Annotated in this window: 15 protein-coding genes, 2 tRNA genes and 3 rRNA genes; 6 read left to right on the top strand and 14 right to left on the bottom strand. The window is 49.3% G+C overall.

Annotated elements, in window-relative coordinates:
- Positions 1 to 112: 112 nt before the first annotated feature.
- Positions 113 to 1201, top strand: a complete 1089-nt coding sequence (gene ald / locus AWQ21_RS13970; RefSeq protein WP_065715057.1) for an alanine dehydrogenase — start codon at positions 113 to 115, stop codon at positions 1199 to 1201.
- A 17-nt stretch (positions 1202 to 1218) separates the two neighbouring features.
- On the opposite strand, the gene AWQ21_RS13975 is transcribed toward ald, so the two are convergent.
- On the bottom strand, positions 1219 to 2184 hold the full coding sequence (locus AWQ21_RS13975) for a tyrosine-type recombinase/integrase (RefSeq protein WP_065715058.1): 966 nt from the start codon (positions 2182 to 2184) through the stop codon (positions 1219 to 1221).
- Between the two features lie 148 nt (positions 2185 to 2332).
- A complete protein-coding gene (locus AWQ21_RS13980) occupies positions 2333 to 3052 on the bottom strand; it encodes a hypothetical protein (RefSeq protein WP_232314996.1) in 720 nt (239 codons plus the stop codon).
- A 196-nt stretch (positions 3053 to 3248) separates the two neighbouring features.
- Here AWQ21_RS13980 and AWQ21_RS13985 point away from each other — a divergent pair, with 196 nt between their 5' ends.
- Both AWQ21_RS13985 and AWQ21_RS13990 read left to right on the top strand, forming a co-directional pair.
- A complete protein-coding gene (locus AWQ21_RS13985) occupies positions 3249 to 3713 on the top strand; it encodes a hypothetical protein (RefSeq protein ID WP_065715060.1) in 465 nt (154 codons plus the stop codon).
- A 32-nt stretch (positions 3714 to 3745) separates the two neighbouring features.
- On the top strand, positions 3746 to 4306 hold the full coding sequence (locus AWQ21_RS13990) for a glutathione S-transferase family protein (RefSeq protein ID WP_065715061.1): 561 nt from the start codon (positions 3746 to 3748) through the stop codon (positions 4304 to 4306).
- A gap of 89 nt (positions 4307 to 4395) precedes the next feature.
- Here the strand turns inward: AWQ21_RS13990 and AWQ21_RS13995 are convergent, their stop codons facing one another.
- From AWQ21_RS13995 to AWQ21_RS14005, 3 genes are all read right to left on the bottom strand, one after another.
- Complete coding sequence (locus tag AWQ21_RS13995) at positions 4396 to 4533, bottom strand: photosystem II reaction center protein K (protein WP_012308371.1); 138 nt, start codon at positions 4531 to 4533, stop codon at positions 4396 to 4398.
- 26 nt (positions 4534 to 4559) lie between these two features.
- Positions 4560 to 5696 (bottom strand): tRNA guanosine(34) transglycosylase Tgt, encoded by a 1137-nt coding sequence (gene tgt / locus AWQ21_RS14000; protein ID WP_157094776.1) that lies wholly within the window; start codon positions 5694 to 5696, stop codon positions 4560 to 4562.
- An 81-nt stretch (positions 5697 to 5777) separates the two neighbouring features.
- A complete protein-coding gene (locus AWQ21_RS14005; RefSeq protein ID WP_065715063.1) occupies positions 5778 to 6233 on the bottom strand; it encodes a hypothetical protein in 456 nt (151 codons plus the stop codon).
- A gap of 301 nt (positions 6234 to 6534) precedes the next feature.
- On the opposite strand from AWQ21_RS14005, the gene cobS reads away from it, so the two are divergent.
- Complete coding sequence (gene cobS, locus AWQ21_RS14010) at positions 6535 to 7323, top strand: adenosylcobinamide-GDP ribazoletransferase (protein ID WP_065715064.1); 789 nt, start codon at positions 6535 to 6537, stop codon at positions 7321 to 7323.
- On the opposite strand, the gene AWQ21_RS14015 is transcribed toward cobS, so the two are convergent.
- From AWQ21_RS14015 to AWQ21_RS14045, 7 genes are all read right to left on the bottom strand, one after another.
- Positions 7303 to 7662 (bottom strand): PPC domain-containing protein, encoded by a 360-nt coding sequence (locus AWQ21_RS14015; protein ID WP_315862276.1) that lies wholly within the window; start codon positions 7660 to 7662, stop codon positions 7303 to 7305. The two genes, cobS and AWQ21_RS14015, sit on opposite strands and share 21 nt — an antisense overlap.
- 261 nt (positions 7663 to 7923) lie before the next feature.
- Positions 7924 to 8041, bottom strand: a 5S ribosomal RNA gene (rrf, locus tag AWQ21_RS14020).
- A 79-nt stretch (positions 8042 to 8120) separates the two neighbouring features.
- Positions 8121 to 10934: ribosomal RNA gene (locus AWQ21_RS14025) — 23S ribosomal RNA — on the bottom strand.
- A 205-nt stretch (positions 10935 to 11139) separates the two neighbouring features.
- Positions 11140 to 11215, bottom strand: a tRNA-Ala gene (locus AWQ21_RS14030).
- A 39-nt stretch (positions 11216 to 11254) separates the two neighbouring features.
- Positions 11255 to 11328, bottom strand: a tRNA-Ile gene (locus AWQ21_RS14035).
- A gap of 121 nt (positions 11329 to 11449) precedes the next feature.
- A 16S ribosomal RNA gene (locus AWQ21_RS14040) occupies positions 11450 to 12939 on the bottom strand.
- The 16S, 23S and 5S rRNA genes sit together here with 2 tRNA genes alongside, the layout of an rRNA operon.
- A 448-nt stretch (positions 12940 to 13387) precedes the next feature.
- Positions 13388 to 15139: an ABC transporter ATP-binding protein gene (locus AWQ21_RS14045; protein WP_065715065.1), complete on the bottom strand. Its 1752-nt coding sequence runs from the start codon at positions 15137 to 15139 to the stop codon at positions 13388 to 13390.
- A gap of 141 nt (positions 15140 to 15280) precedes the next feature.
- Between AWQ21_RS14045 and AWQ21_RS14050 the strand changes: the two genes are divergently transcribed.
- A complete protein-coding gene (locus AWQ21_RS14050; protein WP_065715066.1) occupies positions 15281 to 16420 on the top strand; it encodes an anhydro-N-acetylmuramic acid kinase in 1140 nt (379 codons plus the stop codon).
- On the opposite strand, the gene AWQ21_RS14055 is transcribed toward AWQ21_RS14050, so the two are convergent.
- Positions 16414 to 17331 (bottom strand): histone deacetylase, encoded by a 918-nt coding sequence (locus AWQ21_RS14055; RefSeq protein ID WP_065715067.1) that lies wholly within the window; start codon positions 17329 to 17331, stop codon positions 16414 to 16416. The genes AWQ21_RS14050 and AWQ21_RS14055 overlap by 7 nt on opposite strands.
- 40 nt (positions 17332 to 17371) lie before the next feature.
- On the opposite strand from AWQ21_RS14055, the gene AWQ21_RS14060 reads away from it, so the two are divergent.
- Positions 17372 to 17716: a hypothetical protein gene (locus AWQ21_RS14060; RefSeq protein WP_065715068.1), complete on the top strand. Its 345-nt coding sequence runs from the start codon at positions 17372 to 17374 to the stop codon at positions 17714 to 17716.
- 129 nt (positions 17717 to 17845) lie between these two features.
- Here the strand turns inward: AWQ21_RS14060 and ftsY are convergent, their stop codons facing one another.
- The gene (gene ftsY / locus AWQ21_RS14065; protein WP_065715383.1) at positions 17846 to 19450 is read right to left on the bottom strand and encodes a signal recognition particle-docking protein FtsY; all 1605 of its coding nucleotides are present in this window, start codon (positions 19448 to 19450) and stop codon (positions 17846 to 17848) included.
- Between the last annotated feature and the right edge of the window lie 46 nt (positions 19451 to 19496).

The following is a 19496-nucleotide window of genomic DNA, read 5'->3' on the forward strand; positions in this document are numbered from 1 at the left end:
TGCTTGGTTAACGTTGAATTTGAATCATTTGAAAAGTAGGTGCTGACAGGGCCTCAAAAAAGTCCTTAAATGAAAAGCACAGATCCTAAGACAGAGCATAGAGGCGTTGAGGATGAAAATCGGTGTCCCCAAGGAAATCAAAGACCAAGAATTTCGGGTTGGTTTATCACCGAGCAGTGTGCAAGTCCTCGCCAGTGCCGGTCATCATATTTTTGTTGAAGTAGGGGCGGGCCTCGGTTCTGGGTTTACGGATGCGGAATACCAACAGGCCGGAGCCGAAATAGTGACCACGGCAGCGATCGCCTGGGAGCAAGACCTGGTCGTTAAAGTCAAAGAACCGCTCCCCTCAGAATATGATTTGTTGCGGCCTGGACAAATCCTATTTACCTATCTCCATTTGGCAGCCGACCGCCACCTCACAGAACATTTAATGCAATCAGGCGTGACGGCGATCGCCTATGAAACAGTCACCGATAGTAAAGGTAATTTACCGTTACTTGCGCCGATGAGTGTCATTGCTGGACGCTTGGCAGTGCAGTTTGGGGCCCGCTATCTCGAAAAACAGCAAGGGGGCAAAGGTGTTTTACTGGGGGGCGTCCCTGGCGTTGGGCCAGGTCGGGTGATGATTCTTGGTGGGGGCACTGTTGGCACCGAAGCGGCAAAAATGGCCGTGGGTCTTGGGGCTCAGGTACAGATCCTCGACATTAATGTGGATCGCCTCAGTTATTTAGAAACGCTCTTTGGCTCCCGGGTGGAGCTACTCTACAGCACACCAACCCAAATTCAACGCTGGTTACCCCTCGCTGATCTGGTAATTGGGGCAGTGCTCTTACCGGGCAAACGCGCACCGATTTTAGTGTCCCGCGCCGCCGTTAAACAGATGCAATGGGGATCTGTGATTATCGATGTGGCCGTAGACCAAGGGGGCTGCATCGAAACTCTCCGACCCACCAGCCACAGCGCTCCCACTTATTTAGAGGAAGGGGTCGTTCATTTTGGGGTGCCAAATATGCCGGGCGCTGTACCTTGGACAGCAACCCAAGCCCTCAATAACAGCACTTTGCCCTATGTTCTTCAACTGGCTAATCAAGGTCTGGGAGCCATCAAACAAAATCCGGCGATCGCCCAGGGATTAAATATTGCCGAGCGGCGTTTGGTACATCCTTCGGTGCGAGAAGTTTTTCCCGATTTAGCAGACTAAAGGTTGTAGGAAGATTTCTAAATCAGATTTGCCAAGAGGTCTGTAATTTCCCCTTGTACATCCCTACGATTATCGTCATAAATCATCAAGGTATTGAGATCCGCATGGCGAGAAAATTTTTGTACTTTACGCACATCCCCATTGGTTGCATCAAGGGCGGCTGTAATCCCAGAGTGGCGAATGCGGTGGGGCGATAATAATTTTGTGACGCCGGCGGCCTTGGCTGTAGTCCGGACTAACTGGTAAATGGCAGTCCCCGTGAGACGGTGGCCCAGGTGGGCACGATCCAGGGCAATAAATAAGGGTTGAATTTTACTTTTAGATCCAGGGCGGACAGCCAACCAAGCTTTGAGGGCCGTAATTGTCGCTGCCGAGAGAGTCACCCACTGTTTTTGGCGACCTTTTCCCTTGCCTAAAATGGCTAGCGATCGCCGTTCGAGATCTAAATCTTCTAAATTGGTTTGGACAATTTCATTCCGTCGCAGCGCATTATCCCAGAGCAATCTCAAAATAGCGTAATCACGCTTGCCCTTAATGGTCTTCTGGTTGGGGATTTTTAAAATTTGTCGATAAACAGTTTGTGAAATCCCGGTGGTATCTCGATAGCGACTGACCTTTTCTCCTTTGATGCCACTGAGGGTGTAGCGACATTGCCCTAACTGATTCGCCAAACGAACCAATGCTTTGAGGGCCGCGAGACGGCGGTTAATGGTGGCTTCCTTGAGGCAACGGACATCCCGCAGATGATTTTTATAGCGCAATACGAGGGCAAGGGCTTGGGGCTGCTCCAGATTTAGAAAGGCTTCGACCAAGAGCGGCGTGGCTTCATTGGCATCGGCCACGAACCGAAAAAAATCACGAATATCTTTTTTGTAAGCCCGCCAGGTATGGGGAGATTTTTGGTTTTCAAGGAGTTGGCTCAGGATATCAGGATTGTCCGCAGGGACAGAAAAAGGGCCAAGGCTAGCCAGGGATGTTTCCATAATCGGCGATCGCTCAAATCTTGAATTTAACTACATTTTAGAAGTTTAGCTTACGATAATCATAGTTTCCTTAAGCTTATTTTAATTGCATTTATCAATGGCCCCAACCTCACCCCAACTATCTAAATTGAGACTGAGTAGAGGTGTTTTAGGAAGAAGAGCGACGGTCAAAGAGTAGCCACCAAGCCACACCAAAAAATGGCACAAAACGCAGGGTTTGCCAGACGCTATCCTTGGTAGTGAGATCGCCCATGAGGAAAATTTGGATAAACCAAAAACAGAGGAGGTCTACCATAAAGGCAACGGTGAGGCGGCTATCCCCCAGGCGCAGGAAAAAATAATCAAGGCGATCGCCGAGGAGACCAAATTCAGGGCGAGCCAGACCAAACCAACCAATGGCAATAATCCCAACGCAGATTCCGACCCAGGCGAAAAGACGAGTAAACCAGGGTTTAGGCAAGAAAGGTTGAGGAGAAATAGAGCGCCGGAGTGCCATATAGGGCAGCAAAAAAACATTGGTGAGAAACATCCCCAAACCCCAGAAGGCGAAGTATGGCAAATGTTGACCCTTGCGATCGCCCGCCATGACTGGCAGAAAAAGCCACATCCAAGCAACGGCAAAATTAAAGAGAGCTTCATCTACAGGATTGAGCACCGGGGTCAAAGGCGATCGCCAACCGAAATAATTTAAAATCGGCAGCACAAAAAAGAAATTAAGCGATTCTTGTTTTACCTCGGTCAACGTCGCCGGTTGTAGTTGCCACAAAGGTTCGCCGCCGAAGGGAAAATGACTCGGAGCGAGGAGTAAAGAACCCACATAAAGCAGCCAAAAACCCCAAAAAAAGTTTAATTTTAGATTCATTACCATCAAGATATTATTTTTTCTGTTTCACCCTAGAATACTGGCGCAGGCATCGCTATGGTCAGAGGTAATGGTTCGATATTGGAGATAATTCGCTGCAATTAAAGAATCCTTTCTTTCTGTCTCGTACGCCCCAAAAGCTCGTTAGGATCAAAACGGAAAATTTAATCCTTATATTGAGCTTCAGTAAGTAAAAATTCTTATGCCTACATTACAAGATTTTTTTCAAACCAATCATTTAACCAGTAACGATTATTGTGTTTTTGGGGTCGCCAGTTGTTTTGTCCGGGAGGAAGGCGAAACCCAGGCGGTTTCAATTCTAGAACCGATTCCTTCGGCCGCCCTCGAAGCACTTCTAAAAGGAATTCCCACATCTTACCGAGTTGCCCAAGCTCTACCCCTTGGGGATGTTATCCAAGCAGATCAAATCACTTTGCCCACAGCCCTAGGCGATCGCCTCCAAATTCCCGATGACTTTTTAGAACGCACTGCCGCCGCCGCCCGCACCTACAAACGCCGCCCCGAAGCCCAAGGCCACATTCCCCTAGGGACACTCCACGAAGAGTTTAACCATTCCACCGCGAAAAAGCGCGTCCTCAATCAGGTTAATATCGTCAACACAGAGGACAATGTGAAACAACATGCCCATACCCACAAAGTTCTCTAGATGAATTTATTGGCCGAACAAAAACTTCCATTATGCTGAAACTCTATGGTGGGGCGCGTAGCCGTGCCTCAATTGTGCGTTGGTACCTCGAAGAGCTCGGTGCTGACTATGAATTTGTCCTCCTCGATATGCAGGCGGGCGAACACAAGCAACCGGATTTCCTGTCCCTAAATCCCTTTGGGAAAGTGCCTGTCTTAACCGATGGCGAGGTCACTCTGTTTGAATCCGGTGCTATTCTGCTTTACCTTGCGGAAAAATTTGGCCACCTCGGTACTTCCCCGGCAGATAAGGCGATCGCCTACCAATGGGTGTTATTTGCCAACTCGACCTTTGCCATGGGACTCACCCCGGCTGAAAATCGCAATGAAGTCATGGCCCGTTACTTACAGCCGCTGAATGATATTTTGCAAGACACATCTTTTCTCTTAGGGGAAGCGTTTACCGTAGCGGATGTGGCCGTCGGTTCGATCCTCGCTTACATTCCTTTGATGTTCCAAGATGTGGATCTCAGCGCCTACCCAGCCCTCCAAGCTTACTTAAAACGATTAGGCGATCGCCCCGCTTTCCAAAAAGCGATTATGAATCGCGGTTAATTCTCGTTACATTTAGTTACAAAAAACAAAAAAGCATCCTTTCGGGGATGCTTAATCAATTTCTTTTTTAAATAATTCAAAAATGGTGTTTATTTGAAGCCCACTGCCGCTTGCCATACAAATGCCAACAGCAAGAAGAACAAAGGAATTAGAGGCAAAACATCCACGAGGGGATCGAAAATTGAGTAGGCCTCAGGTAATTTCGCAAGTAATAATGCCGCTTCCATATATTTCCTTGTTGAACTGATTTTTCTTATGGTTTGCAGTCAATCCTAGCATGAGTTGGTTCGGGTTCTAGCCATTCGCCGAATTCTTCCACGAAGCGATCGCCAAGGATTGATTCACGAATTCTCACGGTAAATTGAATCAATTCTGTAACGTTATGTAAAGAAAGTAGCATGTAGGCTAACATTTCTTTCGCCTTAATTAAATGGTGCAAATAGGCCCGCGTAAAATTCTGGCATGTATAACAAGGGCAACTTTCATCCAGGGGGCGGAAATCTTCTTTAAATTGAGCATTTTTTAAATTCCAGCGATCGCCTTGCACCAGGGCCGCACCATGGCGACCTAACCGCGTGGGAATCACACAATCAAACACATCAATCCCAGCGGCGATCGCCTGGGCCATTTCCCGGTAGGTGCCCACTCCCATCAAATAACGGATCTTATTTTTCGGCAGTAACGGTGCTGTATGCTGCACCACTTTGCGAATATTTTCTGGCGATTCCCCCACACTGACCCCCCCAATGGCATAACCCGGTAGGTCTAATTTCGTTAAATCCGTCACCGCTTGGGAGCGTAAATCCAAGAAAATCCCCCCCTGGACAATCCCAAACAACGCCTGATCCTCCCGTTCATGGGCCACAATACAGCGCTCTAGCCAACGATAGGTTCGGGCCGTTGCCGCTGCCACTGCCTCCCGACCCGCATCCCCCGGCGGACATTCATCAAAGGCCATGATCACATCGGCTCCCAGGGCATTTTGAATCTGAATCGACCGCTCTGGGGTCATATCAATCAAACGTCCATCTCTCGGCGACCGGAAAACCACCCCCTCCTCACGAATCTTGCGCATTTCACTAAGACTAAAGACCTGGAATCCCCCAGAATCCGTAAGAATCGGCCCATCCCAAGCCATAAACCGATGGAGTCCCCCGGCTTTCTGAACAATTTCTTCCCCTGGTTGCAAATGGAGGTGGTAAGTATTCGACAAGACCATCTGGGCCTGGGCCTGGACTAGATGGTCTGGCGTGATGCCTTTCACATTCGCAAGGGTACCCACGGGCATAAATCGGGGCGTTTCCACAATTCCGTGGGGCGTATGAAACACGCCGACCCGGGCATTTGTATGGCAACATTCCTTATGCAGCGAAAAATGAAAATGGCTCACAGATGACTTTCCGACGATCAACAAAAAATAAAAACGGAGGCCGAAGCCCCCGCTTATTCTACCGAGTTCAGGAAACAGAACCTAGAAATTAAAATTTTCATCGTCATCCAGATGGACATCCCAGCGGGCCGATAAAACCTGAGTCACCATTTCTTCTAGGGTGCTTTCGGGGACTGCCTTCGGGTTAAAAGGATTAGCATGGGGATTTTCCGCTACTTCCAAACGTAAAACGCGATTATCCTGCACGAGTTCAAAATAAGTCTTACCCGCTTCAGCCTGTTTAAGGGCAAGGTAATCGAAGCTATGCAAATTCAAATATAAAGACTGATTAACCACTAAAGTGGCCTGTTGTTCGTCATCAAAAACTTCCACAATCCAACCTTCGCCCTGTGTTTTGACTTCGCCATCAAGGTAATGGGAATAGCGAACCCACGCGAGATCTTGGAGTAGACGTTTCATGTCACATTTGTTGACAAGAATACCGGTAGAGACCACGCAAGGAGCGGGCAAGGAAGTGGGATGACATTGATGACTCATGGGAATTAACTAAGGGTAAACAAAAATATGACAGACTGAAGGTAAATCATCCATAACACCGCTTAGACAAGACAAACAAATGAGCGCCATCACATCAGGATGAGCTTATGCGATTGTCATTTTACTTGTACAAAAGCTAGAACCCAAGGACAAAGACCGTGTTTGACAGCGTTGTCTTGGTGTTATGGCGGAGGATGTTTATTAATGGTTTCCAATGCCTCGCCATAATCTTAACTTAAGGTTTGAATTTTGACATCTGAAAACCTGTAATCCATCTAACTTCAATCATCTCAATCGGCTTATGGTTCGTTTTTTATCAGGTTTGGTGCAGCTATGGCGATCGCTCTTGGGGGCGATTCTTTTTTATACGATGTTACCGCTGCCCAAGGGAGTGCAACCTAGTTTTAACCGCATTGCTCGTTGGTGTCCTTGGGTGGGTGTCATCATTGGGAGCATATTGCTGGGAGTTTTTTGGGGTTTAGAGAGTTTAAATATTTCTGCTTTACTCAGGAGTGCGATTTTAGTGGCCCTTTGGTTGGGTCTGACGGGCGGCCTACATTTAGACGGGGCAATGGATACGGCCGATGGTTTAGCAGTGACCGAACCGAAACACCGTTTAGCGGTGATGGCTGATAGCGTCTCTGGGGCATTTGGGGTGATGGCCGGGATCTTAATCCTGTTGCTCAAGGTCACCGCCCTCGAAAGTTTCGGGTTAGAGACTGGGTATTTTTTGGTTGTGATACCAGCTTGGGGGCGTTGGTCTCAGGTGGTGGCGATCGCCTTTTATCCCTATCTAAAAGCCGAAGGCAAAGGAGCATTCCACAAACAGCAGTTCCAGTTATATCCAGATTTGTGCTGGAGTATCTGCCCCATGCTCTTGTTTTTACTCTTGAGCTATTTTGTCCTGCCGCTTAGTCAATGGTTAAGTATTTTGCTCAGTGATCTTTGGTTTATGACAGTGGCGATCGCCGTCAGTGCTTGGTTTGGCCAGAAATTTCAGGGCCATACAGGCGATACCTACGGTGCCACTGTGGAATGGACCGAAGTCGCCTGTCTCATTAGCACTGCTTTATTCACGAATGGGTTGTAAGCGCGTTACCTTGAGCGAAAAATCACCATTGCCTGTTTCCCCAAAGGCCCGTACCCGCACAATATAGCGTCCTGTTTCATTAATTCGCACAAATAGTAATGAATTCGTGGAACCATCGGCAGCATCATCATTTTCGGCAATCGTCGAACCATCCGCCGCCAGCAGCAGCACAATCGTATCAAAGTCATCCGAAAGCAAATCAATGGCAACTTGATCGCCCGCTTGGAGAGTAATCGCATAATCCCTAGCAAACCCCCCTTCACCCGTGGGGATATCCTGATCCGAAAGTCGCTGATTAATCTCCTGACCAGAGCGAATTCCGAGGGGTCGATACATCATCTCGTTGGCGATCGCTTGATTTGCCTGTCCTAACACACTAAAAAGTCCGAATATACAACCCCAGTAAATCCGATTCATTCAAATACCTATCAATTTATTGACTTACTCTTCATACTCTACAACACTACCCAACGAAGCAATGCCGCTTTACTTACGAAGAAAAAATAAAGAAAAAAATAAAGCCCCCAACAATGAGTTGAGAGCTTTGATTAGAATATAGAGTTGAAGAATAAAATATTCAGTTTTTCATAAGAGAGAGAAGCTTGGCATTGAGCTATTTTCCCGGTAGGCTACCCCACAGGTATCGTCGCCGCTATAGCGTTTCACATCTGAGTTCGGGATGGAGTCAGTGTGGTTCCACTATGCTAGAAACACCAAGCAGTGGTGTGGTCTCACACCCTCAAGACTGCACAAAATACTTATTAGTTTATCGAAATACTTAGTCTAACCATCTGTTTAAGGACAAGCCCTCGGTCTGTTAGGACATCTCGGCTCCATATGTTGCCACACTTCCACCTAATGCCTATTAACGGGTGTTCTTCCCGTGACCTTACTGGATTAACTCCATGAGAGTACTCATCTTGAGGTGGGCTTCCCACTTAGATGCTTTCAGCGGTTATCCTCTCCGCACTTGGCTACCCTGCGTTTACCGTTGGCACGATAACAGGTACACCAGCGGTGCGTCCTTCCCGGTCCTCTCGTACTAAGGAAGACTCCTCTCAATACTCTTACGCCTGCACCGGATATGGACCGAACTGTCTCACGACGTTCTGAACCCAGCTCACGTACCGCTTTAATGGGCGAACAGCCCAACCCTTGGGACCTACTTCAGCCCCAGGTTGCGATGAGCCGACATCGAGGTGCCAAACCTCCCCGTCGATGTGAACTCTTGGGGGAGATCAGCCTGTTATCCCTAGAGTAACTTTTATCCGTTGAGCGACGGCCCTTCCACGCAGCGCCGTCGGATCACTAAAACCGACTTTCGTCCCTGCTTGACTTGTAGGTCTCGCAGTCAAGCTCCCTTCTGCTTTTGCACTCGATGGCTGATTTCCAACCAGCCTGAGGGAACCTTTGTGCGCCTCCGTTATCGTTTAGGAGGCGACCGCCCCAGTCAAACTGCCCACCTGATACTGTCCTCTCACCGGCTTCACGGTTTAGAGTTAGAATTCTAGCCTTGTTAGAGTGGTATCTCACCAGTGACTCCATTACCCCCACAAGGGCAATCTCAACGTCTCCCACCTATCCTGCGCAAACAAAGCCCGAACCCAATACCAAGCTACAGTAAAGCTTCATAGGGTCTTTCTGTCCAGGTGCAGGTAGTCCGTATCTTCACAGACAATCCTATTTCGCCGAGCCTCTCTCCGAGACAGTGCCCAGATCGTTACGCCTTTCGTGCGGGTCGGAACTTACCCGACAAGGAATTTCGCTACCTTAGGACCGTTATAGTTACGGCCGCCGTTCACCGGGGCTTCGGTCGTTAGCTTCGCCTAAGCTAACCAACTTCCTTAACCTTCCGGCACTGGGCAGGCGTCAGCCCCTATACTTCCTCTTACGAGTTTGCAGAGACCTGTGTTTTTGGTAAACAGTCGCCTGGGCCTCTTCACTGCGACCAGCTCTCGCTGGCACTCCTTCTCCCAAAGTTACGGAGCAATTTTGCCGAGTTCCTTAGAGAGAGTTACCTCGCGCCCCTCGGTATACTCTACCACCCTACCTGTGTCGGTTTCGGGTACGGGTCCTATGCTTTCAACACATAATTAGTTTTTCTAGGCACTATCCTTTACTACGCAGAGACCGTAGTCTCCTCCCAATCCATTCAGGGTGTAGCTATCTTTCATGCGTCATAATTATGCTCCCACATAAGAGTTGAGGAATATTAACCTCATGTCCATCGACTACGCCTTTCGGCCTCGCCTTAGGTCCCGACTAACCCTCCGCGGACGAGCCTTCCGGAGGAACCCTTAGGGTTTCGGGGTATGTGATTCTCACACATATTTTCGCTACTTAAGCCGACATTCTCACTTCTATACAGTCCACATCTGCTCACCGCTAATGCTTCACACCATATAGAACGCTCCCCTACCACTCTTTCGAGTCCGCAGCTTCGGTAACTTGCTTAGCCCCGTTCATTTTCGGCGCAGGAGCGCTTGACCAGTGAGCTATTACGCACTCTTTCAAGGATTGCTGCTTCTAGGCAAACCTCCTGGTTGTCTATGCACTCCCACCTCCTTTATCACTTAGCAAGTATTTTGGGACCTTAGCTGGCGGTCTGGGCTGTTTCCCTTTCGACGATGAAGCTTATCCCCCACCGTCTTACTGGTTGCTTTTTGTACAGTATTCTTAGTTTGTCTCACTTTGGTACCGCTCTCGCAGCCCGCAGCGAAACAGTGCTTTACCCCTGTACAAGCTTTTATCAACCGCTGCGCCTAAACACATTTCGGGGAGAACCAGCTAGCTCCGGGTTCGATTGGCATTTCACCCCTAACCACAGCTCATCCGCTCCTTTTTCAACAGAAGTCGGTTCGGACCTCCACTTGGTATTACCCAAGCTTCATCCTGGCCATGGTTAGATCACCCGGGTTCGGGTCTACAAACTGTGACTAACGCCCTTTTCAGACTCGTTTTCACTTTGGCTTCGGCTTTTCACCTTAACCTGCCACAGCCTGTAAGTCGCCGGCTCATTCTTCAACAGGCACACGGTCAGACGTTAAATCGTCCTCCCATTGCTTGTAGGCTAACGGTTTCATGTTCTATTTCACTCCCCTCCCGGGGTTCTTTTCACCTTTCCCTCGCGGTACTTTTACACTATCGGTCACACAGTAGTATTTAGCCTTACGAGGTGGTCCTCGCTGATTCAACCGGAATTTCACGTGCTCCGGCCTACTCGGGATACAGTTAGGCTACTTTGATTTTCGACTACAGGACTTTCACCTTCTTTGGTGTAGCTTTCAACTACTTCGTCTAACCTCTATAGTCCATATCACTGTCCCACAACCCCAACCGCCTAAGCAGTTGGTTTAGGCTCTTCCCGCTTCGCTCGCCGCTACTAAGGGAATCGATTTTTCTTTCTCTTCCTTCAGCTACTAAGATGTTTCAATTCGCTGAGTTGGCTCATACCATCCTATATATTCAGATGGCTGTATTTAGGGTTGCCCCATTCGGAAACCTCCGGCTCAATGCTTGCTTCCAGCTCCCCGGAGTATATCGTCGGTAACCACGTCCTTCTTCGCCTCTGTGTGCCTAGGTATCCACCGTTAGCCCTTTGTAGCTTGACCTTTCTTCGAGGTCAGACTCTTGGCTATTTTTGGATTGTTTGTACTTTCGTACTTTCCTACCTAGCTATTATTTCGACTATCTAATATTCTTTTGTGCAGTTTTCAAGGTGCTTTACTGAAATTTCTTTCAGCATTCAACAACACTATTTACCTAATGGCAAATTTATGGTGCTGATGCCAAATTCGTTTCATTATTTCGTGGTCTTGGTGGAGGTAAGCGGACTCGAACCGCTGACATCCTGCTTGCAAAGCAGGCGCTCTACCAACTGAGCTATACCCCCATTGACATCAACAATTGATGATTATCAACGGTTGATAAGTGGGCCATCCTGGACTTGAACCAGGGACCTCACCCTTATCAGGGGTGCGCTCTAACCACCTGAGCTAATAGCCCATGTCCACGAACCTAAATTTGAAAATGACTTCCGTTATTCCCCCTCGCACGACCTTCGAGATGACCTTACTGCGTTCTATTTGCTGATTGCTTTCAAACTTCAGTAGGTTAGGTCTCCCTAAAAGGAGGTGATCCAGCCACACCTTCCGGTACGGCTACCTTGTTACGACTTCACCCCAGTCACTAGCACTGCCTTCGGCGCCCTCCTCCGCGAACGGTTAGAGTAACGACTTCGGGCGTTGCCAGCTTCCATGGTGTGACGGGCGGTGTGTACAAGGCCCGGGAACGGATTCACCGCAGTATGCTGACCTGCGATTACTAGCGATTCCTCCTTCATGCAGGCGAGTTGCAGCCTGCAATCTGAACTGAGGCCGGGTTTGATGAGATTCGCTTGCCCTCGCGGGGTTGCTGCCCTTTGTCCCGACCATTGTAGTACGTGTGTAGCCCAAAATGTAAGGGGCATGATGACTTGACGTCATCCCCACCTTCCTCCGAGTTGTCCCCGGCAGTCTCCCTAGAGTGCCCAACTTAATGCTGGCAACTAAGGACGAGGGTTGCGCTCGTTGCGGGACTTAACCCAACATCTCACGACACGAGCTGACGACAGCCATGCACCACCTGTCTCCGTGCTCCCGAAGGCACTCTCGCATCTCTGCAAGATTCACGGGATGTCAAATCTTGGTAAGGTTCTTCGCGTTGCATCGAATTAAACCACATACTCCACCGCTTGTGCGGGCCCCCGTCAATTCCTTTGAGTTTCACACTTGCGTGCGTACTCCCCAGGCGGGATACTTAACGCGTTAGCTTCGGCACTGTCCGGGTCGATACAGACAACGCCTAGTATCCATCGTTTACGGCTAAGACTACAGGGGTATCTAATCCCTTTCGCTACCTTAGCTTTCGTCCCTCAGTGTCAGTTACGGTCCAGTAGAGCGCTTTCGCCACCGGTGTTCTTCCCAATATCTACGCATTTCACCGCTACACTGGGAATTCCCTCTACCCCTACCGTACTCAAGTCACACAGTTTCCACCGCCGATCCACAGTTAAGCTGTGGGCTTTGACAGCAGACTTGCATGACCACCTACGGACTCTTTACGCCCAATAATTCCGGATAACGCTTGCACCCTCCGTATTACCGCGGCTGCTGGCACGGAGTTAGCCGGTGCTTATTCCTCAAGTACCGTCATTTATTCTTCCTTGAGAAAAGAGGTTTACAATCCAAAGACCTTCCTCCCTCACGCGGTATTGCTCCGTCAGGCTTTCGCCCATTGCGGAAAATTCCCCACTGCTGCCTCCCGTAGGAGTCTGGGCCGTGTCTCAGTCCCAGTGTGGCTGCTCATCCTCTCAGACCAGCTACTGATCGTCGCCTTGGTGGTCCCTTACACCACCAACTAGCTAATCAGACGCGAGCTCATCTTCAGGCGAAAAAACTTTTCACCTCTCGGCATATCGGGTATTAGCAGTCGTTTCCAACTGTTGTCCCCGTCCTGAAGGCAGATTCTCACGCGTTACTCACCCGTCCGCCACTAAGCCCGAAGGCTTCGTTCGACTTGCATGTGTTAGGCATACCGCCAGCGTTCATCCTGAGCCAGGATCAAACTCTCCATATTAGATTCTTTACTCATTCCTTAGAACTTTCTTTCCTCTTATTAAGAGATATTTTTTTAAGGCTCTCTTTATCCTTAACTAAGTTCCTTGGTATCGATTGTTTCAATCTCAACCAGCTCACTTGTTATAATCTTGTTAAAACAAGGGGGCGGATAGTCACTTTCAAATTCTATTCTTTTGTCTCGGTTCGGGGCGTCGGTTCAGTGCGTCTGTCTCAACCGCGCTTAACTATATTAACCAGACAACCTGGAGATGTCAACACCTTTTTCCAGCTTTTTTTGATATTTCTTGGGCGGAATCCCTGGAATCAAGTTAGGGCAAGGCTTCGACAAATAAAAAAAATTTGGATCCCCCCCTGCCTTAAGGCTTTCTCTTATATGCAAGAGGGAAATAAGATACACACATCAGGGATTTGGCAACCAAATCCCTACGTTAATTGTTTAGATTGAGTTAGGTGAGGATTTCGGCGAGTTGGTTTTGCTCCCAGAGTTGTTTGTAGAGTCCCTCTTGGTTGATTAGGGCTTCGTGGATGCCAGTTTGGACGATTTTGCCGTGATCCATGACGAAAATGCGATCGCCTTTGGCGGCGGCAGAAAGTTGGTGGGTGATAAAGATAACGGTTTTGTTTTGGGGGGAGTGGGAAAGATAGTCGAGAATTTCGGTGGCAGTTTTGTTATCGACGCTAGAGAGAGCATCATCGAGGATGAGGACAGGGGCATCGATCATAAAAGCCCGGGCCAGGGAGCTACGCTGGCGCTGTCCACCGGAAAGGGTGATGCCGCGTTCACCGACAAGGGTGTTGTATTGCCGGGGGAAGTTCAAGATTTCGTGGTGGATTTGCGCCTGTTGGGCGGAGGATTCAATTTCGGGTTGGTCGCTACCAGGTAATCCGTAGGCGATGTTGTCACGGATTTGACTGCTGAAGAGAAAACTTTCTTGGGGAACATAGGCGATCGCCTGGCGCAGATCTTGAAGGCGAATGTCGGTGAGGTCTTGGCCGTCGAGGAACAGTTGGCCAGGTTCAATATCAATCAGGCGCGGCAAAGCATTGGCTAGGGTCGATTTCCCTGCACCAATAGATCCCACAATGGCGATGATTTCACCGGGGTTAATGGTGAAGTTGAGATCATCTAGGGCTGGACGATTGTCGCCGGGGTAAGTAAAAGAAAGATGCTTGGCAACAATTTGGCCTTCGACCTGATGACGATCCAGGGGATGGGCGGTGGTGTGGTCTTGGATGAGGGGTTGATTGTCAAGGATGGCTTCAATGCGATCAATGCTCACTTCACCCCGTTGATAGGACGTAATCGTGAAACCCAGTAGAGCCGTAGGCACCACCAAGCGTTCGACTAATAAAATGAGGGCGATAAAATTCCCCACTGTCAGTTCATCAGCGGTAATAGCCCTCGTCCCAAAGATCAGCAGGATCAATAGGCTGATATAAGAAATTCCTTCGATAATCGGAAAGAGTAAATTCCGAATCCGGGCCAGGCCAAGATTGGCTTGTAGCAACTTCTGATTTTGCTTGTCAAAGGCTTGGCGTTCGTTGGCTTCCTGGGCATAGATTTTGATCAAAGAAATGCCACTCATGTCTTCTTGGATCAATTGACTGAGCTCTGAAAGCTCCTCTTGGACTTCTTTTTGTTCGTCCCGCAACCGACCACTAAACAGTTGTACCGTGAGTAGCATGGCTGGATAAACGGCGATCGCCATCACACTGAGCTTGCCATGGAGCGACAACATCACAGGTAAGGTCATCGCGTAGGCAAACACCGTATTGGCTAAACTAAGCACCGAAAAACCCAGGAGACGGCGCACATTATCCACATCACTGGTGGCCCGGTTGATTAAATCTCCGGAGGACTGATTGGCAAAATATGCAGGCTCTAGGGTGAGGAGATGTTGGAAAATTTTTTGCTTTAGATCAAACTCCACTTGCCGACCCACACCGAAAATCGCAATGCGAGAGAGCATCCGAATTCCCCACATAACCGAGGCGAGGAGCAACATTAACAAAACAGCACGGGTTAAATTACCTAGGCCGACATCTGTTTGGAGGGAATCTACTGTATTACTGAGGATAATCGGCAGATAAACGCCCAGGCCATTGACAAGAATAAGGGCGCCAATCCCTAGCCAGATGTCCCGTTGATAGGGTTTGAGGTAGGCCAGAAGTCGGCGCAAGCGAGAGGGAGCAGCCATAGCAGGTGTGTGATTCTAAAACATGGACAATTCTTCTATTGTGACGGATCGGCTCCAACGCTTCATCGAAATGAAGAATTTCTGCATCTTAAAGGTTGGGTAATAATAAAGTGGCGATCGCCTCAGTGGGGAACATAATCTATGCGTGTGATTGGTTTAATGAGCGGCACTTCAGTCGATGGCATTGATGCGGCCCTGGTAGAGATTCAGGGGGAAGCCGACGCTATTGAAATTGAACTACTCGGCTTTACGACCTATTCTTATCCGTCTGAACTCCGGGAAAAAATCCTCGCAGTGTGTGCCGGAGAAAAACTCAGTGCCTTGGAATTTGCGGCCCTTGATGACGAAATTGCCCACAGTTTTGCTACTGCGGCAAGGCAACTTCAAGAACGCTACGGCAAAGCAGAATTAATCGGTTCCCACGGCCAAACCATTTTTCATCGTCCTCCCAATGGCAACTTGGGTTTGAGTTGGCAACTGGGTCGTGGTGAGGCGATCGCCCAACAAACAAACTTGCCAACGGTCAGTAATTTTCGCCGGGCAGATCTTGCCGCCGGGGGACAGGGCGCGCCGCTTGTGCCGAAGGTCGATGCCTATCTTTTGGCTGACTCGACGAAACACCGCTGTATTCAAAACCTGGGAGGCATTGGTAATGTCACCTATTTGCCGCCCAAAAACCAGGCTGATTGGGAAAATTACGTGATCGGTTGGGATACTGGCCCTGGCAATGTGCTGTTGGATTTAGCGATTCAAAAATTAACCAACGGTACCCAAGCCTACGACCAAGATGGAATTTGGGCGTCCCAGGGAACACCCCACTTAGATTTAGTCCAACGCTGGCTAGGGGATCCTTTTGTGGAGCAGTTGCCGCCAAAGTCTACGGGTCGAGAATATTTCGGGGTGGATTTTTTGGAAAAATGTTGGCACGACGCCCAGGCGTTCCAACTTACAGAGGCGGATTGGCTCGCAAGTTTGACGGAATTTACGGCGCTAACAGTGCAGCGAAACTATGAACTCTTTTTACCCCAACTGCCCGACGAAATTTTTCTGTGTGGTGGTGGGTGCCGCAATAGTTATCTCAGAGAACGTCTACAAGTTGCGTTCGGAAATCAGATTCCCGTCAGAAGCACCGACGACCTGGATTTAAACCACGATGCCAAAGAGGCGATCGCCTTTGCGGTATTAGCCTACTGGCGCACGAAAGAATTTCCGGGAAATCTGCCAAAGGTAACGGGGGCAAAATGTCCGGCGCTCCTTGGTGAAATTCATCTGCCCTATTGAACGAAAGGTTCGAGGGTGGCCACCACTGATTCCGCCAAGGATTGGAGATGATAGCCCCCTTCTAGGGCAAACATTATTGGACAAGGTAACTGCTGGCAAAATTCGCTAAAAACTTTGTAATCCTGGGGTTGGAGATTCATTCCCGCTAAAGGATCTTTGGCGGTGGCATCGTAGCCTGCACTGACGATTAATAGATCCGGTTGAAACTTTTGCAGGTAGGGTAAAACCACGTCCTGGAATTTTTGGACATAGATCCTTTGATCTGCGCCGGGTTTGAGGGGGATATTTAAAATATTTTGGTGGCTGCCGTGATGGTGGGCCTGGCCAGTGCCCGGATAAGCCGGATCCTGATGGAGAGAACAATAAAAAATCTGGGGATTTTCCTCGACTAAATATTCTGTGCCGTTGCCATGGTGGACATCCCAATCGAGGATCGCCACTTTTTTAACGCCCGCTAAACCCAAGGCATAATGGGCGGCGGTCGCCACATTTCCTAACAGGCAAAATCCCATCCCTGTGCTGCGGGTGGCGTGATGACCGGGGGGCCGCACCAAGGCAAATACAGGCTCCTTTGTTTGAAGCGCTAAATCCACCCCATCTAAACAAGCATTGACCGCCAAAAGTGCCGCATTAAAACTTTGGGGTGAAACGGGGGTATCCGGATCCCAATAGCCGCCCCCGGATGCCGCTAATTTTTCCAGTTGTTTCAGGTAATAGTCATCATGTAATTGGTGTACCCAGTGCAAGGGATCCCGTGAGGCGATCGCCGTTGGTTCATGCCACTGAATTTGGTTCGCCCAGGAGACTGTTTTCAGGGCTTGGGCGATCGCCGTTAACCGTCGCGCACTTTCTGGGTGGGAGCGCCCCGTGTTGTGGTCAAGAAATTGATCGGAATAAATTACATGGATCATGGTATTCGCTACACTAAAATATCATTAGGAACAAAAAACAATGAAATTTCTCGGTAAAGTGGTCGGCCTTGGCTTAATCCTCTTGGGTGTTTATTTCCTGGGCAAAAATATTTTCTTCACGACCGGCGGTTATGGCTATTCTTTTTGGCGGGGTCTTTCGGCGGATCTAGCGGTGATGACCTTAGCTGGGGGTGTCGTTTCCCTCTTTACACTCCCAGAAAATAACCGTGTATTGGGTTGGATTTTGATCGGTGCCTCAATTCTCTTGATCTTTGCGGGAGGTCGAGCCGTTTTGGCCCCCGTGAGCCTTTGGCACCTGTTTATTTCCCTCGCCTCTATGACTTCCGGTTATCAACTGCTGCGCACTGGCCGAATTAACTTTTAGCATACTGAGATTTTCAGCTTGCCTGAGTCATTTTGTAAGGAAATCTTAGAATTCTACAGGCCACCAAAAAAGGCGGTTGCTTTATGGAAACATCCGCCTCTCAGGATTTTGAAGAGTTTTATTGGGAGTCTAGCCGTCCAGCAGCGCTTCAACAAATTCGTAGCTAGAGAAAGGACGGAGATCCTCAATGCCTTCCCCAGCACCGATAAAGCGAATTGGTAAACCGAGTTGCTGACTTACGGCGAGGGCTACCCCACCCCGGGCCGTGCCATCTAATTTCGTTAGGACAACGCCACTGAGTTTTGCCGCTTCTGAAAAGACCTGGGCTTGACGCAGACCGTTTTGGCCGAGGGTTGCATCCAAGACTAAGAGGGATTCCACCTGGGCATCGGGGGCTTTTTTATCAACGATCCGCCGAATTTTCGCTAACTCATCCATCAAGTTTTTCTTATTTTGTAGACGGCCAGCGGTATCGACGAGCAAAATTTGCGCTTGCCTTGCTTGGGCTGCGGTAATGCCATCAAAAACGACCGCAGCGGGATCCGTATTTTTGCCGGGGTTAGCGATCACGGGGGTATCTGTTCTTTCGCCCCAGACTTTTACTTGTTCGACGGCAGCGGCCCGGAAAGTGTCTGCCGCAGCAATTACACAGCTATAGCCCGATTGATTGGCAAGGTGAGCCAGTTTCCCAATAGTGGTGGTTTTTCCGGCACCATTGACGCCAGTGAGCATCCAGACATTGAGTTTGTCGGCTTCAGGGGCAAATTCGGTGCTGGGTAGTTTCGCGAGGGGTTTATCGAGGATGTCCCGCAGAATTTCTTTGAGATAGGCGATCGCCGCTTCGGGGGGGAGGGCTTCCTGGCGGAGTCGTTCTTGGAGGGTTTCGATGATGTAATCAGTGGCCTCAATGCCCACATCGGCCTGGAGCAGAAGTGATTCAATTTCTAATACAGCTTCGTCATTGAGCGGCCCTTGACCGACCACAGCCTTGAGTTGATTGACTAAGCTGCGGCGGGTTTTACCGAGACCATCCCGGAGCTTTTTGAGCCATTCAATTTCTTCGAGGGAAATATCACTGGCATCACGCCCTTGATCGGCAAGCACCTTGGCAGACCAGAGGAAATTTTCGTCAAACTCTAGCCCTTCGGTATCAATCGCCGTTTCCTTGAGCTTTTCGAGGCCATCGGACTTTTTCATCCAGGCGGGCGTGGTGGCTGTGGCGGTTTCTGGTTCCGGTGCGGCTACTGTCTCGCTATCTGGGGCATTCTCTGCTTCGGCAGCAATAACTTCTGGTGCTGGCTCTGGAGCAACAGGTGTAACGGTTTCGGTTGCTTCGATCTCGGCTGGTTCACTCTCTGGTTCTGGGGGAGTTACTTCTGCTGGGGCTTCTGGTTGAGGAGCGATCTCTTCGGTGGTTTCTAGGGCCGTTGCCGTGGGTTCAGGGGCTGGTGTTTCTGGTTCGGTCTCGGCGGCAATAACTTCTGGTTCTGGCTCCTGGGGTTCTGCGGTCTCAGTTTGAGGAGCTTCCGTTGTTTCAATACCCTTTTTTTCTTGGATATTTTTGTAGGCGGATTTCGCCCAGTTTAGGTAGTCAATTTCTGGGGTTGATGGCGTCTCTGGTTCGGGGACAGCAGCTTCCTCCGTGGGAGATTCTGGCACCTGTTCTTCTGTAACGGTTGGTTCAGAAGTGTCTTGGGATTTGTCAGTTGTCTTGCGCCGAAACCAATCAAAGATAGCCACAGAAATTCCTAGGAGAGTAAATGAACTGTTTTCATTATTA

Source organism: Picosynechococcus sp. PCC 7003 (genome assembly GCF_001693255.1).
GTDB lineage: Bacteria > Cyanobacteriota > Cyanobacteriia > Cyanobacteriales > MRBY01 > MRBY01.

Coding starts and splice junctions, on each gene's coding strand:
- AWQ21_RS14015 (WP_315862276.1), bottom strand. CDS start 7,662: ATGATGTATCGACCCCTCGGAATTCGCTCTGGTCAGGAGATTAATCAG.
- AWQ21_RS13990 (WP_065715061.1), top strand. CDS start 3,746: ATGCTGAAACTCTATGGTGGGGCGCGTAGCCGTGCCTCAATTGTGCGT.
- cobS (WP_065715064.1), top strand. CDS start 6,535: ATGGTTCGTTTTTTATCAGGTTTGGTGCAGCTATGGCGATCGCTCTTG.
- AWQ21_RS14045 (WP_065715065.1), bottom strand. CDS start 15,139: ATGGCTGCTCCCTCTCGCTTGCGCCGACTTCTGGCCTACCTCAAACCC.
- AWQ21_RS13985 (WP_065715060.1), top strand. CDS start 3,249: ATGCCTACATTACAAGATTTTTTTCAAACCAATCATTTAACCAGTAAC.
- AWQ21_RS13995 (WP_012308371.1), bottom strand. CDS start 4,533: ATGGAAGCGGCATTATTACTTGCGAAATTACCTGAGGCCTACTCAATT.
- AWQ21_RS14055 (WP_065715067.1), bottom strand. CDS start 17,331: ATGATCCATGTAATTTATTCCGATCAATTTCTTGACCACAACACGGGG.
- ald (WP_065715057.1), top strand. CDS start 113: ATGAAAATCGGTGTCCCCAAGGAAATCAAAGACCAAGAATTTCGGGTT.
- AWQ21_RS13980 (WP_232314996.1), bottom strand. CDS start 3,052: ATGGTAATGAATCTAAAATTAAACTTTTTTTGGGGTTTTTGGCTGCTT.
- AWQ21_RS14050 (WP_065715066.1), top strand. CDS start 15,281: ATGCGTGTGATTGGTTTAATGAGCGGCACTTCAGTCGATGGCATTGAT.
- AWQ21_RS14005 (WP_065715063.1), bottom strand. CDS start 6,233: ATGAGTCATCAATGTCATCCCACTTCCTTGCCCGCTCCTTGCGTGGTC.
- AWQ21_RS13975 (WP_065715058.1), bottom strand. CDS start 2,184: ATGGAAACATCCCTGGCTAGCCTTGGCCCTTTTTCTGTCCCTGCGGAC.
- AWQ21_RS14060 (WP_065715068.1), top strand. CDS start 17,372: ATGAAATTTCTCGGTAAAGTGGTCGGCCTTGGCTTAATCCTCTTGGGT.